At 42.8% G+C, this 15243-nt stretch carries 15 protein-coding genes and 1 pseudogene; 3 read left to right on the top strand and 13 right to left on the bottom strand.

Annotated elements, in window-relative coordinates:
- Positions 1-3: 3 nt before the first annotated feature.
- Positions 4-630, top strand: coding sequence for a hypothetical protein (locus CVV21_09470; GenBank protein ID PKL91021.1), 627 nt, complete (start codon positions 4-6; stop codon positions 628-630).
- A 252-nt stretch (positions 631-882) separates the two neighbouring features.
- Here the strand turns inward: CVV21_09470 and CVV21_09465 are convergent, their stop codons facing one another.
- The 7 genes from CVV21_09465 to CVV21_09435 all read right to left on the bottom strand — a co-directional run bounded on the left by CVV21_09465 (position 883) and on the right by CVV21_09435 (position 8070).
- A complete protein-coding gene (locus tag CVV21_09465) occupies positions 883-2283 on the bottom strand; it encodes an amidophosphoribosyltransferase (GenBank protein ID PKL91153.1) in 1401 nt (466 codons plus the stop codon).
- Positions 2284-2287: 4 nt separating this feature from the next.
- The gene (locus CVV21_09460; GenBank protein ID PKL91152.1) at positions 2288-4555 is read right to left on the bottom strand and encodes a phosphoribosylformylglycinamidine synthase subunit PurL; all 2268 of its coding nucleotides are present in this window, start codon (positions 4553-4555) and stop codon (positions 2288-2290) included.
- 55 nt (positions 4556-4610) lie between these two features.
- Positions 4611-5312, bottom strand: a complete 702-nt coding sequence (locus CVV21_09455; protein PKL91151.1) for a phosphoribosylformylglycinamidine synthase I — start codon at positions 5310-5312, stop codon at positions 4611-4613.
- Positions 5313-5342: 30 nt separating this feature from the next.
- On the bottom strand, positions 5343-5585 hold the full coding sequence (locus CVV21_09450) for a phosphoribosylformylglycinamidine synthase subunit PurS (protein ID PKL91020.1): 243 nt from the start codon (positions 5583-5585) through the stop codon (positions 5343-5345).
- Positions 5586-5727: 142 nt separating this feature from the next.
- Positions 5728-5988 (bottom strand): hypothetical protein, encoded by a 261-nt coding sequence (locus CVV21_09445; GenBank protein ID PKL91019.1) that lies wholly within the window; start codon positions 5986-5988, stop codon positions 5728-5730.
- Between the two features lie 45 nt (positions 5989-6033).
- The gene (locus CVV21_09440) at positions 6034-6783 is read right to left on the bottom strand and encodes a hypothetical protein (GenBank protein ID PKL91018.1); all 750 of its coding nucleotides are present in this window, start codon (positions 6781-6783) and stop codon (positions 6034-6036) included.
- Positions 6784-8070: a putative DNA modification/repair radical SAM protein gene (locus CVV21_09435; GenBank protein ID PKL91017.1), complete on the bottom strand. Its 1287-nt coding sequence runs from the start codon at positions 8068-8070 to the stop codon at positions 6784-6786.
- Between the two features lie 341 nt (positions 8071-8411).
- Here CVV21_09435 and CVV21_09430 point away from each other — a divergent pair, with 341 nt between their 5' ends.
- Complete coding sequence (locus CVV21_09430) at positions 8412-8915, top strand: hypothetical protein (GenBank protein PKL91016.1); 504 nt, start codon at positions 8412-8414, stop codon at positions 8913-8915.
- Here CVV21_09430 and CVV21_09425 read toward each other — a convergent pair.
- On the bottom strand, positions 8908-9609 hold the full coding sequence (locus CVV21_09425; protein PKL91015.1) for a hypothetical protein: 702 nt from the start codon (positions 9607-9609) through the stop codon (positions 8908-8910). The two genes, CVV21_09430 and CVV21_09425, sit on opposite strands and share 8 nt — an antisense overlap.
- 62 nt (positions 9610-9671) lie before the next feature.
- Positions 9672-11255, bottom strand: coding sequence for a hypothetical protein (locus tag CVV21_09420; GenBank protein PKL91014.1), 1584 nt, complete (start codon positions 11253-11255; stop codon positions 9672-9674).
- 87 nt (positions 11256-11342) lie between these two features.
- Between CVV21_09420 and CVV21_09415 the strand changes: the two are divergent.
- Positions 11343-11435, top strand: a pseudogene (locus CVV21_09415) (hypothetical protein).
- Positions 11436-11566: 131 nt separating this feature from the next.
- On the opposite strand, the gene CVV21_09410 reads toward CVV21_09415, so the two are convergent.
- From CVV21_09410 to CVV21_09395, 4 genes are all read right to left on the bottom strand, one after another.
- A complete protein-coding gene (locus tag CVV21_09410; GenBank protein PKL91013.1) occupies positions 11567-12133 on the bottom strand; it encodes an anthranilate/aminodeoxychorismate synthase component II in 567 nt (188 codons plus the stop codon).
- A 1-nt stretch (position 12134) separates the two neighbouring features.
- On the bottom strand, positions 12135-13625 hold the full coding sequence (trpE, locus tag CVV21_09405; protein PKL91012.1) for an anthranilate synthase component I: 1491 nt from the start codon (positions 13623-13625) through the stop codon (positions 12135-12137).
- 3 nt (positions 13626-13628) lie between these two features.
- The gene (locus tag CVV21_09400; protein ID PKL91011.1) at positions 13629-14027 is read right to left on the bottom strand and encodes a phosphoribosyl-AMP cyclohydrolase; all 399 of its coding nucleotides are present in this window, start codon (positions 14025-14027) and stop codon (positions 13629-13631) included.
- 146 nt (positions 14028-14173) lie between these two features.
- Positions 14174-15142: a mannan endo-1,4-beta-mannosidase gene (locus CVV21_09395; protein ID PKL91010.1), complete on the bottom strand. Its 969-nt coding sequence runs from the start codon at positions 15140-15142 to the stop codon at positions 14174-14176.
- Positions 15143-15243: the final 101 nt, after the last annotated feature.

The following is a 15243-nucleotide window of genomic DNA, read 5'->3' as shown; positions in this document are numbered from 1 at the left end:
TAAATGAAAAATATAATCTTTATTTTATTATTATTTACAGCATTTACACGGGTATATGCTAATAACAGTTTTTCAATAGAATCCGGCTTAATACTGCCGGATAGTAATGAGATATCAACAAACATATTGGGTGTTTTTAATGGCATTTCTTACAGACACTACTTCCAAGAAAATAAAAATTTGTTTATAGATTTTTCATTAAGTTATAATTTTATCAAAAAACACAAGTCCTGGAACGCATCACTACCAAGGCCTTACCTGGAATATTCACCCCCGAATTTTACAATAAAAACCGAAACACAAAACAGTTTTTTCAGTATTATTCCTTCTGTGGGATATACTTTTGTGTTTTTTGACTTTCTTAAAGTAAGCCCGTCTTATGGACCAAATTATATCTTCTTCGAAAGTAAAACAGATATAGATAAATACTATGATGACGCAGACAATACAATGTTCTATTCTGATACTATTAAGTATGACAAACCTTATATAGCTATAAGACTTTTTGTACTGGGTTTATATACAAGCATGGATTTTGATTGGGGAGGAATATTTATTAACTACCGCATTTCTTATCTCCCTGACAACACCGTTAATATACTTACACTGGGATATAGTCACAGTTTTTAACAACTTAACTTTAAATCTAAAACTCTTAACCAACTTTTTTCAAAAAATACGATTATTATTTTAATCTTTATATAAAACTCGCAATTTTTGGGCATGTCCCGTTCCGATACGTAATATATTATGCCTCTACAATAAAGGACAAGATTAGATAAAAGTTATATGTGCTGGCATTATTATTTATTTTAAAAACACGGACAGCGCGGGAGCGCTGTCCCTACAAAATCTATAAAACACTACAAATACTGATACTATTTAACACTTTTCAAATCTAATCTTATTCACATCCCCTGATACGTCCAAGCTTACGGGATAGTCGCCGTCGAAGCATGCCATGCAGAACTTGTCTTTTCTTCCGGATACTGATTTTATAAGCCCGTCAATTGTAAGATACGCAAAAGAGTCAACGCGCAGATATTTTTTTATTTCTTCAGATGTGTGGCTGTTGGCTATAAGTTCTGTCTTAGTGGGGAAATCCATTCCGTAAAAACACGGGTTATAAATGGGCGGCGAAGATATTCTGTAATGAATCTCTTTCGCGCCGGCGTTCCTTATCATCTTTATTATCTTTCTGCTTGTCGTGCCGCGGACTATGGAATCATCCACAACCACAACCCTTTTATCTTTTAACAGCGGTTTAACCGCGTTTAATTTTATCCTTACGCCAAAATCCCTGATATTCTGAGAAGGTTCAATGAACGTCCTGCCCACATAATGGTTTCTTATAAGCCCCATGTCAAACTTAACACCCGTGCCTTCAGAATAACCTATTGCGGCTGATACGCCTGAATCCGGAACCGGTATTACAATATCCGCGTCCACATGAGATTCGCGCCCAAGCTGCCTTCCAAGTTCCCTACGGATATCAGAAACGTTTCTGCCGAAAATATATGAATCCGGCCTTGCAAAGTATATGAATTCAAAGATGCACATTGCGCTTCTTCCGCGCTCCGCGAACTTTTCCGACCTCATTCCATTTTTATCAAAAATTACAACTTCTCCCGGTTCCACTGTGCCTATATGTTCCGCGTTCATAAGGTCAAACGCGCAGGTCTCTGACGCCACTATGTACGCGCCGTCAAGTTTTCCTATTTCAAGCGGGCGAAACCCGTTTGGGTCGCGGGCGGCTATCAGGCAGTCTTTGTTTAAGACCACAAAAGAAAAAGCGCCTTTTAATTCCGCAAGTGATTTTTTTACAGATTCCACGAATTCCAGTTTATTATTTTTTGCAATTAAATGGACAAGGGTTTCGCTGTCCGCGGTGGATTCAAATATGGACCCGTCTTCTTCCAGCTTGCTTTTTATTACATCCGCGTTAACAAGGTTGCCGTTGTGCGCAACAGCCAGAGGCCCTTTTACATAGTCAACCTTTATAGGCTGCGCATTTTCAATAACGGATGAACCGGTTGTTGAATAACGGACGTGGCCTATGGACATGCTTCCGGTTAAAAACGACAGTTTTTTCTCGTCAAATATATCAGCAACAATGCCCATGCTTTTTATTTCGCGCGCCCTGCTGTTTTCATCAACAGTCACTATGCCGGCGCTTTCCTGCCCCCTGTGCTGCAGCGCGTAAAGCCCAAGATAAGTTAAAGTAGATGCTTCCGGGTGGCCGTATACACCCACGATGCCACAGGCTTCTTTAGGATGATCCATGCAATCACACATATTGGTTTACTCCGTTTGACCATATTTTTTCAAGCTCCTGCACTGACACGGAAATTTTCTTTGAATTTGATTTGGCCGCCCAGTCAATATTTATTATCAATTTTTCACCGCCGGTTTTGCCAATCTCGCTTATTATCACGTTATTTTTGGCGCCAAGTTTTTTTAATTTATGAACGTCCGCTTTCGCGCACGTTACAATTATTCTGGACTGTGTCTCGCCGAATAATAACGAATCCGGCCTCATGTCGCTCTGCAGGTCCACATACGCGCCTATCATCGGGTCGCCGTGTATTTTTCCGGTTATGCAGCATTCAGCAATGGTTACCGCAAGTCCGCCCTTGGAAATATCGTGGGCCGATTTTACAAGGCCGGCTTTTATGCCGTCGCGCACTGTTTTCTGCACCTTTACTTCAAGGGCAAGGTCAATATCAGGCACAGGCCCTTTTATAAGGCCGTGCACCACTTTTAAATATTCAGAAGCGCCTATTTCGTCTTTGGTGTGGCCTATCATAAGTATGGCGTCGTCATTACTTTTAAAATACTGTTTCACATACTTTTTTTCTTTTCCTTTTATATATCCCACCATACCCACTGTAGGTGTGGGGTAAATAGCCCCGCTTGGGCTTTCGTTATAGAAGCTTACATTGCCCGAAATAACAGGCGTCTTTAATGCTGTTGCGGCATCAGACATGCCTTCCACCGCTTTTTCAAACTGCCAGAAAATTTCCGGATTCTCGGGATTGCCAAAATTAAGGCAGTTGGTAAATGCAGCTGGCTCCGCGCCGGAACAACTTACGTTTCTTGCGGATTCCGCAATTGCAATTGCGCCGCCTTTGTACGGGTCAAGATATGTATATCTGCCGTTGCAGTCAACTGACGTGGCTATCATAAAATCCCTGTCCTTTACATCTATGACCGCGGCATCGGAACCCGGCAGTGTCACCGTGTTTGTCTGCACCATGTGGTCATATTCTTCCCAGATTGCCGCTTTTGAAGCTATGTTGGGCGACCCGATAAGTTTTTTAAGCGTGCCTGTAAGGTCTTCCGGCGAATGTATTTTATCAGGGTTAATATTGCTGGTTTCAAGGTATTTTGGTTTTACGCCTTTCTGATGTTTAAGCGGAAAAAGCGGGTGCTTGCTGTCTGTAAGCGGAAAATTAGGCATGTCCGCAACCATTTTGCCTTTTTCAATAATTACAAGATGAGGCTTTTTTATTACCTTTCCAATTACCACCGCGTGAAGACCCCATTTATTTAAAACCTTTTCAACCGCTTTTTCTTTGCCTTTCTTGGCAACCAAAAGCATGCGCTCCTGCGATTCAGAAAGCATTATTTCATAAGCGTTCATGTTTTTCTCGCGCTGGGGTATTTTATCCATCCACAGCTCTATTCCCACGCCGCCCCTGTAAGCCATCTCTGTTCCGCTGGAAGTTAAGCCCGCCGCGCCCATATCCTGGATGCCTTCCATTATATTGAGGTCAATCAATTCTAAGGTCGCTTCAAGCAGAAGTTTTTCCATGAACGGGTCCGCTACCTGAACATTGCTGCGTTTTTCCGCGGTTTCTGCCGTAAGTTCAGCTGACGCAAAAGTGGCGCCGTGTATGCCGTCGCGGCCGGTGGCCGCCCCTATGTACATTACGGAATTGCCTATTCCCCTGGCAGTTGCTTTTATTATTTTTTTCTTTTCCACCACGCCGATTGTCATGGCGTTTACAAGGCAGTTGTCTTCATAGCAGTCTTCAAATACTGTTTCACCGGCGACAGTGGGCACGCCCACGCAGTTGCCGTAAAACGCGATGCCTTTAACCACACCCGGCAGAAGGCGCTGGGTGTTTTTTGACTGCGGGCTGCCGAACCTTAACGAATTTAAATTCGCCACAGGCCTTGCGCCCATCGTGAATACATCCCTTAATATTCCGCCCACGCCGGTAGCCGCGCCCTGAAAAGGTTCTACAGCAGACGGATGGTTGTGCGATTCTATTTTAAATGCCACTGCAAGGTCAGTGCCGCTGTCTATGATGCCGGCGTTTTCTCCGGGCCCCTGAATTACGTATTTTCCCTTATGCGGAAATTTTCTTAAAGTGGTCTTGCTGTGCTTGTAGCTGCAGTGTTCTGACCACATCGCGGAAAAGATTCCAAGTTCAACATAAGTGGGGGTGCGCCCCATTATCTTAAGAATATTTTCGTATTCGCCTTCTTTGAACCCGTGTTCTTTTATTATTGCCGGCGTGATTTCAAAGCCGTTATATTCTATCTGCATGGCTTTTTCTTTCACTGTTTTTTTCTTTGCTTTTTTCCGCGCCATCTTGGTCTCCTTAGGCTTTCTTGATGTAATTTACGATGGATTCAAAAACCAGCCTGCCGTCCGTGGAACCAAGCTGAACCGTCATTGCCCGTTCCGGATGAGGCATCATTCCAAGCACGTTTCCGCGCTTATTGGTTATTCCCGCAATCCCGTAAACCGAACCATTGGGATTTGTATTATCGTTAATATTACCTTTTGCGTCACAATAACGGAAAGCAATCTGGTCATTTTTAATAAGCCCGTTTAAATCTTTATCATCAGTAAAATAATTGCCTTCCTGATGCGCTATCGGAACCTTTATTACCTGCCCTTTGGCAAACTTACTTGTAAAAGGGGTGTCGGTATTTTCAACCGAAAGGTTGATGTATTTGCATATGAATTTAAGGTTTTTGTTTACAAGCATGGCGCCGGGCAAAATTCCCGCTTCCAGCAGTATCTGAAAGCCGTTGCAGATGCCAATTACATACTTGCCTTTTTTTTCCGAAAAATCCTTCATACCGTCCATAACGCGCGCGAACCTTGCAATGGCGCCGGACCTTAAATAATCGCCGTAAGAAAAACCGCCCGGCACTATTATTACATCATACTTATTTAACGCGGATTTATTTGAATCATGCCAGATGTATTCAACGCTCTGGTTAAGTTCTTCTGCCGCCCATTTACAGTCGGCATCGCAGTTAGAACCCGGAAATACTATTACACCAAACTTCACTTTTGCCGGCATCATAGGCTCCTTAGGGTATTATTCTACCTTGAATGTGTATTTTTCAATGTTGGGATTGGCAAGCAGTTTGTCGCAGATTTCATCCACTTCTTTTTCAAGCTTTGCCGACTTGGCGTCCTTTGTCTCTATTTCAATAAACTTTCCCACTTTTACTTCTTCGATGTTTTTGTACCCCATTTTTTCAAGGGCATTGCCGATCGTTTTTCCCTGTGGGTCCAGGATTCCTTCTTTAAGAGTGACATAAATTTTAACTTTTGCCATGTTCCGGATTCTCCTTGCAGTAAAATGTGGAAAAAAATGACAGGATTATTATATAGCAACGGGCGGAATTTTCAAGCGGATTTTATTTGCGGCAGGGTAACGTTTTTCAGGATAAACAAAAACCTATGTAAATATGTCCGTTTCAGGAACGGAGTTTTTCCGAACCGGCCGCCCTTACCTTACGCACAGCCTTATTTATTTTTCCCAAAGTATCAATACCCGCCTTTTTGCCGGCAGCGGAAAAGTCCAGACGGTAAAAATCCATCCGTTTTTTTATATAGTACATCCTTACCGCCTCGCTTACTATGGCACTGCAGGATTTCACTTCCTGCTTTTGCATCTCATTAATTGCCCCAACCAATTTTACGGGCAGCGTTACGCTTATTTTTATTGCATCTCTCATTTGCCTTACCCCCTGTTACTTTATGATACTGTTATATAGGAACATTTATTGTTTGTCAAACTCCGTAATGTTTTTTCTGTATTTCATCGGGATAAGCTGACGCTGAAGCTTTGAATTATGCCTGGACTTTATTTCCATTGCCTGAAAATACGCCTTCCACATATCCGCGTACTTTACCTCGTCATCGGCGGCGCCGTTTAATTCCAGAGATTCCACCGGCTTTATGGCGCATCTTTTCCCGTCATAAAACGCAGCCAGATTTCTTACCACGTCGTGTATTATCCACTTCTGCGAACCAAAACGCGCCTTAAAATGCGGGATAATCACGGGCAATACATTACAATCAGGGTTTATCTTCGCGTAATAGATTCCCCCCGCGTCGGCAAACCGAACAAAACCCAGCATTCTGTGGCCTTCGCGCGTGACCCGCTGCGCCGCGCGCAGGACAGGTATAACGTTATCATCCGCAAGCAGTTTATTTACCTCGCTGCCTTTTTCCCTGCCGGTATTTACATACCTGTAAATGTGCATTTCAATGTCCGGCATTTCAGAGAGAAAAGCGTGGACCGTATTTTCAAAAGTCTCGCTGCTTATTTTTTCAATAATTGCTTTTTTCATAAGCAGGTACTTTTTCTCTTCGGCAGCAGTGTGTTTTTCATCAAAGAAAAGGTTTAATGTGGCGTTTCCTGTGTTTGCCCTGCAGATACAGGCGGGTTCATCGCCTGATTTGAAAATATCATACAACACCGTTAAATAGCCTTCAAAGGTACCGTCATATACATAACTTTTCTGCATCTAAAGCTCCCCTGTTATACTTTTTAGGTTATCTTCCGGGGCGGGCAGCAAAATTGTTTCCGGCTTAAAAAGCGACAGCTGTTCATATGACTGCTTTGGAGCGTCAAGCAGGCGCATGGAAATTACCCTGCCTGAAAACTTTCCTTCAAACGCGCTTTTGCCTTTTGCCGTTACAAAAAACCTTGCCCGTTTCATCACTATCCCAAGTTTTTTCAGGTCATCCACGCCTATCGCGCATGCCCTTCTTGCTTTAACAATCCGCTGTGCGGAACGCACGCCGATGCCCGGCACCCGTAAAAGCGTTTCGTATGGCGCTGTGTTTACTTCCACCGGGAACTGTTCCATATGCCTTAAAGCCCACGCCGCCTTCGGGTCAAAACGGGTGTCAAAATTGGGGTGTTCTTCATCAAGCAGTTCATCTGCTTTGAATTTATAAAACCTTAACAGCCAGTCTGCCTGATAAAGCCGGTGTTCCCGCAGAAGCGGCGAATTGACGGAAACAGGAAGCCTGCTGTCAGCATTGACGTGGATGTAAGAGGAGTAATACACCCTTTTTAAATTCATGCCGTTGTACATGTTTTCGCTTAAAGAAATTATCTGCTTATCCGTGTCGCCCGTGGCGCCCACAATAAGCTGGGTGCTTTGCCCCGCCGGGGCAAAACTTTTTCTGCTGAATTTGTCCGCTTTTGATTCCAGAATTTTCTCTTTTATATGGCCCATCGGCACTGTTATATCCGCCATTTTTTTGTCCGGCGCCAGCAGTTTAAGCCCGTTATCGCTTGGCAGCTCCATATTTATGCTTAACCTGTCTGCCAGCAATCCCGCTTCATCCAGCACCGCGGATGACGCGCCCGGAATGGCTTTTATATGAATGTAACCGTTAAAAAGATATTCCTGCCTTAATATCCTGACCGCGCGCACCATAAGTTCCATTGTATAGTCCGCATTTTTCACAACGCCGGAGCTTAAAAACAGCCCTTCTATATAATTGCGCCTGTAAAAATTAATGGTAATATCCGCCAGTTCCTGCGGCGTAAACGCCGCGCGCTTAATGTCATTGCTTCTTCTGTTGATGCAGTACGCGCAGTCGTAAATACAGTTATTGGTAAGCAATACTTTCAGGAGAGAAATGCACCTGCCGTCAGCGGTAAAAGTGTGGCATATCCCCGCTTTCGCCGCGCTGCCAATACCCCCTTTAATTCCCGCCCTGTCAGTACCGCTGGAAGAACACGATACATCATACTTAGCGCTTTCTCCCAGCACCAATAACTTCTCTGCCGCTTCCATTTTTCCGCCTTTTGACTTAAGTTTTTTGTATACATATAGTATACACTTTGTATACTTATAGTCAATATACAATAACAAAAATCTCGGACAGCGTGAATGCCATGGCAGCGCCCGCATTCATGCGCTGTCCCTACAAAACCTTTTGTTCTTCTGAGTGAATTGCGTGAATGCGGGAGTTGCCATAACATTCACGCGCGTCACCCAAAGAATCTTTTAATACCGTCAGCTGATTACAAAACATATATAGCAACACTTTAAAACATCTCTAATTATCGCCATCGTTGACGTATAAACCCATTTATGATAATATCCTTTTATCAAATAAATAAAGGGAGCAAGGCGTGAACTACATAGACATAATACTTTGTATCGTAATATTCTTTGGTTTTCTTATAGGCTGGAAAACCCGCGGTATGATTGTAATGATGGTACCCTTCGCGCTTTTAGCGGGAATAATTACCGCAAATCTGGGATATAAACCTTTCGCGGAAATATTAAAATTTGTCAGCGATCCGGAAAAAAGGCTTCTGCTTGCATACACCCTTTTATTTCTTACCGCAAGCACCGCGGTGGTTTTCTTTTTTATGGCAATGGTTAAAGCCTTTGATTTCTTCGCGCTGTCTTTTGTGGACAGGGCATTTGGCGCGGCGCTTATAATTTCCTTTGCCCTTTTAATTTCAATGTATTCCTTTTCCCTTCTGGAAGAGAAAATGGAAAAACAGTCCGGTTTTCACCAGGCATTGGAAGATTCAAAAGTTTATACCCTTTCAAATAAGTACCTTGGATTTGCAAAAAAGGTTAACGTGGAAAAACAGTTTACAGTTTTAAAATCGCTTATTAACTGATGTCTTTTTCGTTCTTTTTTCCGTACTCTTTAAGCATAAGGTTTAATTCTTCGTCCGCCCTGTTTTTTCCCGGTTTCTTTTTCATCCTTGTAAAAATAACAGTTCCCAGACCCGCTGTAAAAAACGCCCCCGCAAAAAGCATTATAAAAGTTGTGTCCATCTTAAAAATAAAAAGCCCTGCCAGCGCGGCCGCGCCAAGCCCTGCCACTATAAGAAGCACCATATTAGACATGGAATAGGATTTCATACTGTAAGCAAGGTCGTTTACAAACTCCCCGCCTTTTTGTCCCTTAATTTTAATCGCATCATTACCTTTAAAGCGCTCTATCCCCGCTATTATCTTAAGGTACCTGTCAATAATTTCAGAATTTGCCGCTGTCCTGTTTTTTTCATACCAGTTTTTAATATCCTGCAGTTTACCATAATGGTCATAAAGGGAGATAATGTGATTGTGCGCCAGATCGTTTTTAAAATCCAACCCTATGGCTTTTAAAAACATATTGGCGGCATTGCGGTCGCCTTTCTTTTCTAAAGCAATTCCGTATTTAATGTAGCCTTCGGGTTTATCGGCTATAAATTCCAGCGCTTTTCTGTAATTAACCACAGAGGCTTCCAAAGAATGGTCAAGCGCGTCATCGCCTTTATTCATAAACTGCCGGTACAGCTGCTCTCTGTCTATACAGTTTCCGCACATACCGCAGTTATTGGCGTAATCGCTTATCTGCACTCCGCAATGAGGACATAGCATAATATTACCTACTGAACCTTATAAGGATTAGGGAAAATTGTAAACCTGAAATTAATGTAACCCAACCAGGCATATCCGCCCGGGTATTTCAGGTACGCCACATCAAAATTTATAAACCTGTCTATATGGGTATTTATAAGATATGTATCCGGCAGAAAGGGGTTCTTGTTAATATTTGCCGGTACCACATATTCCACTTCCACTCCCATTTTTGAAAAAAGCGGCCGCCCAAAACCCACGAAATAAGAATTAAAATTTCTTCTGTCCGTATCGGCATAGCGCGTAAGATAAGGTATAAAAGAAGCGTAATCACCCAATATATATCCCGTATGAAAAGTAAAATCCCAGAATAATTCCTTGCTTACCACCGCGTATGTGCCCATCATGGACTTTAAGGAATCCCTGTCATTGCTGCCGATTGTAACCCCCACGCCGGTTGTGTCGGAACTGCCTATGCTGTCCTGAAGCATTATGGAATACGTGTAACCCACACCCACCGAAGGGATATTTGCGGTTTCGTTAAGGGCGGTAAGACGTATGTCCGCGGATAAAAGCCACACGCCTATCTTGGTAAACGAATCATTGCCTTTACGCAGGTTTATGTCGTGTTCTCCGTAGATAGAACCTATATAATAAGAAAACGCCATATCCGCGTTTACCCCAAAGTTATCAAAAATGTCATTTCTGAAAGCCGTCGGCATAAGTATAAGCCCGGTCCTTGGCCCGGGAAAAGCAATACAAGGCTCAGTAGCTGTCTGTTCTGATTCATTTTCCTTTACATCCTTTGCTTTAACAAAGTAATAATATTTTATTCCGCCTTTTACATCTTCATCATTAAAAGAATTTTTTTTCGCCTCAACAAATTTATACATCTGCGGCCCTGTGGGGCTTGTGCTTCTGTAAATATTATATCCGGCTATTTCAAAAGAACCTTTTATGGGCGTTTCCCATTTAAGAATAATACGCTCCACATCCTGATACGCCCTGAAGTTTAAAGGTTTTCCCGCAGGGGTTACTTCCGCGGCTTTAAAAATATTTTCCGCCGACAAACTTTTAAATCCGCTTTCATCCAGCGCTTCAAGTTTGTATGCATATTCGGCGCCGGGCCTTATTGTTTCATCGGTAAATTCGCTCTGCGTAAAAGGCGCCTCGTTAAGCATCACAAAAGCACCTTCTTTTTCTTTTCTGTAAATATTATATGTAAGGCCGTCTTTTAACGGCGTCCATCTGACAACAGCCTTTGAAACATCGTGATTTTCAAACAAAAGCACATCAGGGACAATTTTTTCCATTTCCTTAAGAGTTACATTTAATTCCGCTGATTCCTTTTTTTCTTTTTCATCCTTAACAGCCTGAACCTTATACGTATAATTACCGCCCGGCTGTACCGTTATATCCGTATACGCGGTTCCGGAAAAAGGCGTTGGATTTATTTTTTCATAATTATCACCGTTATTTTTTCTGTAAACGTTGTAATTTACCCCGTCTTTTATCTGCGCGTCCCAGGATAGTTTAAGTTTATACGGCTGTGTGTCATCAAAAATAAGATTAACCGGCTTAATACCCTGTGTTTGAACCTCCGGCGTTTTCACAACAACCGGCGTTGTGGCCGGCGGTGTGGCCGGCGGTGTAGCCGGCGTTGTGGCCGGCGTTGTGGCCGGCGGTGTAGCCGGCGTTGTGGCCGGCGTTGTGGCCGGCGTTGTGGCCGGCGTTGTGGCCGGCGGTGTAGCCGGCGTTGTGGCCGGCGTTGTGGCCGGCGGTGTAGCCGGCGGAGTCTGCACAACTTCTGCCGTAACTTCCGGAGTAACATCAGTTTTCGATGTAAGTACCTCTTCCGCAAAAATAATTACAGGTAATAACATAACTGCAAGACATAATATTGTTTTTTTCATATTCACCTTTTTTACTTCCATGTCAGAAAGTTTTTAAGTAATATCTTTCCGCCTTCGGTAAGTATGGATTCCGGATGGTACTGCACGCCTTCCATCTTAAACTCCCTGTGCCTTACCCCCATAATTTCCCCTTCTTTTGTCCACGCGCTTACAAGCAGTTCTTTTGGCAGTGATTTCTTTACACCGACAAGCGAGTGATAACGTGTCGCATTAAAAGGGCTGGGCATTGATTTGTAAATACCCTTTTTGTCATGAAACACCGGCGATACCTTGCCGTGCATAATTCTGTGGTTTCTTACTATCTTCCCGCCAAGCGCTTCTATCATACACTGATGCCCAAGGCAGATGCCAAGTATGGGTTTTTGACCCATAAAACTTGTTATAACCTCTTTGGATATTCCCGCGTTTTCCGGCCATGAAGGGCCCGGCGATATTACTATGTGCGTAGGATTAAGTTTCTTTATCTCTTCTATCGTTGTCTCATCATTCCTTAATACCTTAATATTTTTTTCAAACTCACCCATGTACTGAACTATATTATACGTAAAACTGTCATAATTATCTATCATAAGCACCATTTTACATTTCCTCCGCTTTCGCTGCCATTTCAACTGCTTTTAATACAGCCGCCGCTTTTGTCATACTTTCCCTGTATTCAAATTCCGGATCGCTGTCCACCACAATTCCGGCGCCCGCCTGAAAGTATGCCCTGTTGCCTTCGTGATAAATGGTCCTGATAGAAATACATGTTTCCATATCCCCGTTAAAACCTATCACGCCGACGCTTCCCGCATAGGGGCCGCGCTTTACATTTTCCATGTCATCTATTATCTGCATCGCCCTTACTTTGGGCGCGCCCGATACCGTACCCGCGGGAAAAGTGCTTTTAAATACATCAAACGCATCCAGCCCTTTTTTAACTGTGCCCGTGACATCAGACACTATGTGCATAACGTGAGAATAACGCTCTATTGCCATAAAATCATTTACCTTTACCGTTCCTGTTTCACACACGCGCCCAAGGTCATTTCTGCCAAGGTCTACAAGCATAACGTGTTCCGCGCGTTCCTTGATATCAGACAACAATTCTGCTTCAAGCATTTTGTCTTCTGCTTCTGTTTTGCCCCTTCTTCTGGTGCCGGCAATAGGTTTTACTTCCGCTGTCCTGCCTGACAGATTTGCCATCACTTCCGGCGATGCGCCTATTATGTACCTTTTTCCAAAACGGATAAAAAACATATAAGGCGAAGGATTAATTGTCCTTAACGCCCTGTATAGAAGAATAGGGTCGCCGTTGAAAGGCGCGGAAAACCGCTGGGACAGCACAACCTGAATTGCCTCGCCGTTATTTAACAGTGCCACAGTATCTGCCACGGCTTTTTTAAACAACTCTTTTTTTGTATGGTTCTTTATGGCAATTGCGCCTTTGTGCTTTTTAAACGATAACTTTTTTAACGGCCTTTTAAGATCCGCTATTATTAAGTCTATCCGTTTAACCGCGGCCGCGTGTTTTTTACGGATATCGCTTTCAGTGTCGTGTTCATCCGTAAGTATGTTATGCACCACTTTTATCTTGTGATAAACATTATCAAAGATAATAAGAATATCCGTAAACATAAGATAAATATCAGGCCATTTCAGATTGTCTGTCTTGGGTTTGTCAGGGACTTTTTCGTATAACTTTATTGTGTCATACCCCACGTATCCCACAGCGCCGCCGCAAAAAGGCGGAAGGCCCGGTATCTTTGCCGCTTTGTATGATTTAAATATGGTTTTTAATATGGAAAAAGGGTCCTTTGTATCAATCGTGCTTTTATTGCCTTTATATTCAAGTATTACCCTGCCGTTCTGATAGGTAAAGGTCTGGTAAGGCCTGCGGCCAAGAAAAGAATACCTTGCTGTCTTTTCCCCGCCTTCTATACTTTCAAGCAGAAAGGAATTTTCCGGATTGTCTATTCTTAGGTACACAGAAAGCGGCGTTTCAAGGTCAGCAAGCATTTCTTTATAAACGGGTATTACATTGAATTTCTTTGAAAGTTTTAAAACCTCTTTTATGTTGGTAAATTCCATTTTTTATCCCTTTTTTTTGTAAACCATTTCCGGGTCAAAAACTTTTTCGCCCTGTATTTCCATGTCGTTGTTTTCTTTAATTTCCCTGAAAAAACATGATTCATATCCGACATGGCAGGCTGCCCCGCCTATCTGGTTTACTTTAATTAGAACCGCGTCCATGTCGCAGTCTATGTATATATTTTTAACTTCCTGAACGTTTCCTGACTCTTCACCTTTAAACCACAGTTTGTTCCGCGAGCGTGACCAATAATGCACCTTGCGGGTGGAAAGGGTTAATTCAAGAGCCTCTTTATTCATCCAGGCTATCATCAGGATATGCCCTGTTTTATAGTCCTGTGCAATCGCTGCGCACAGCCCTTTTTCGTCAAATTTCACTTTACCAATGTCAAATTTTTCCATATAAAACCTCCATTAATTTAAAGAACGGGGATAATCCCGCTTTTTAGTATAATAAACGAAAAATACCAAAAGTCAAAGAGAAATAAGAAGATTCCCCAAATTATACCCTGTTTTTCTTATATATTTTTGAGCTGTATCTGCAGGTATTATTCCGCCATGAATTTAGGGATTTTAGAGGTTTTTTTAATGCTGTATTCGCCGTCAACTGCAGCTTCTTTTCCCCAGCCATATAACCCGGTGAACTTACTGTCCTTGGTCATGTCCATTTCCGCACAGTCGCTGTTTCCCGGCCCCCACGACCAGGCAAGCCAGCCGATATTATTCTTGGCGCAGTGTTCCATTATCGCCTTGTAAGCAATTGTCTTAACACACCCTATCCCGTAAGCTGCAAACTCTCCAACTATCAGCGGCGCGTTTGTGTATGATACCGATTCCAGCGCGTCTTTAACGCGGTTTTCATCATTATCCGTCCACCACATGTGTATTGAGAATATTATGTTTTTATCAGGATCAGCATTTAGAATTTCTTCCGCGCCGGCATAATAGTTATTCATGTCCTGCCCGCATTTGCCCGCGTCTATTATTATAGGCACATGAATTCCCGCTTTTCTCATGGCTTTCACGGCTGCAGTGTATTTTTTATTATAGCCGGCAACCGTTGTCTTCCAGTCGCCTATTTCATTGCCATAGTTTATCATAAGGTATTTCTGATGCTTTTTTGCAATTGCTATCATTTCAGGCGCTGTCCACCAAGCGGTAAGCTGTTTGAATAATTCTTCATCCCATTTACAGGTGGCATCATGCAGCTCTACTATAGGTATCATTTTATTCGCGGCGCATTTCTCTATAAGTTTATCAAGCCCTTCATAATTGCCGTCTTTCATGGTCCAGACGATACGAACACTGTTAGCGCCGGTCTTGGCGATTTCAGGAATTGAATTCCCTTCCCTGTCCGTCCAGACAAACATCTTATTCACACCGCGCAGTATTATCTCTTCCCCATCCGGCGCGTATATTTTATTTCCTTTAACATAAATGCCTTCAGAATTTTTCTCCTGAGCATAAGCAATAAACGCAAATAGTATTAAGAGTGCCACGATGATTGTTTTTTTCATAAACCTCTCCACGGTTATACTATTGATTACGTTTCACATTTTTCGTTTTAATTATTCCGGTGCTGTCACCTGTCACTTGTCACCTGTCACCTGTCACTTGT

This window comes from Candidatus Goldiibacteriota bacterium HGW-Goldbacteria-1, assembly GCA_002839855.1.
Classification (GTDB): Bacteria; Oederibacteriota; PGYV01; order PGYV01; family PGYV01; genus PGYV01.
Note: the sequence above shows the minus strand (reverse complement) of the source record. Positions and strands in the feature narration are given on the sequence as shown.

Excerpts from the sequence above, each read along its gene's own strand:
- CVV21_09470 (PKL91021.1), top strand. The coding sequence starts at position 4 with ATGAAAAATATAATCTTTATTTTATTATTATTTACAGCATTTACACGG.
- CVV21_09435 (PKL91017.1), bottom strand. The coding sequence starts at position 8,070 with ATGGAAGCGGCAGAGAAGTTATTGGTGCTGGGAGAAAGCGCTAAGTAT.
- CVV21_09410 (PKL91013.1), bottom strand. The coding sequence starts at position 12,133 with ATGGTGCTTATGATAGATAATTATGACAGTTTTACGTATAATATAGTT.
- CVV21_09450 (PKL91020.1), bottom strand. The coding sequence starts at position 5,585 with ATGGCAAAAGTTAAAATTTATGTCACTCTTAAAGAAGGAATCCTGGAC.
- CVV21_09425 (PKL91015.1), bottom strand. The coding sequence starts at position 9,609 with ATGTGCGGAAACTGTATAGACAGAGAGCAGCTGTACCGGCAGTTTATG.
- CVV21_09460 (PKL91152.1), bottom strand. The coding sequence starts at position 4,555 with ATGCAGATAGAATATAACGGCTTTGAAATCACGCCGGCAATAATAAAA.
- CVV21_09395 (PKL91010.1), bottom strand. The coding sequence starts at position 15,142 with ATGAAAAAAACAATCATCGTGGCACTCTTAATACTATTTGCGTTTATT.
- CVV21_09440 (PKL91018.1), bottom strand. The coding sequence starts at position 6,783 with ATGCAGAAAAGTTATGTATATGACGGTACCTTTGAAGGCTATTTAACG.
- CVV21_09400 (PKL91011.1), bottom strand. The coding sequence starts at position 14,027 with ATGGAAAAATTTGACATTGGTAAAGTGAAATTTGACGAAAAAGGGCTG.
- CVV21_09445 (PKL91019.1), bottom strand. The coding sequence starts at position 5,988 with ATGAGAGATGCAATAAAAATAAGCGTAACGCTGCCCGTAAAATTGGTT.
- CVV21_09465 (PKL91153.1), bottom strand. The coding sequence starts at position 2,283 with ATGGATCATCCTAAAGAAGCCTGTGGCATCGTGGGTGTATACGGCCAC.
- trpE (PKL91012.1), bottom strand. The coding sequence starts at position 13,625 with ATGGAATTTACCAACATAAAAGAGGTTTTAAAACTTTCAAAGAAATTC.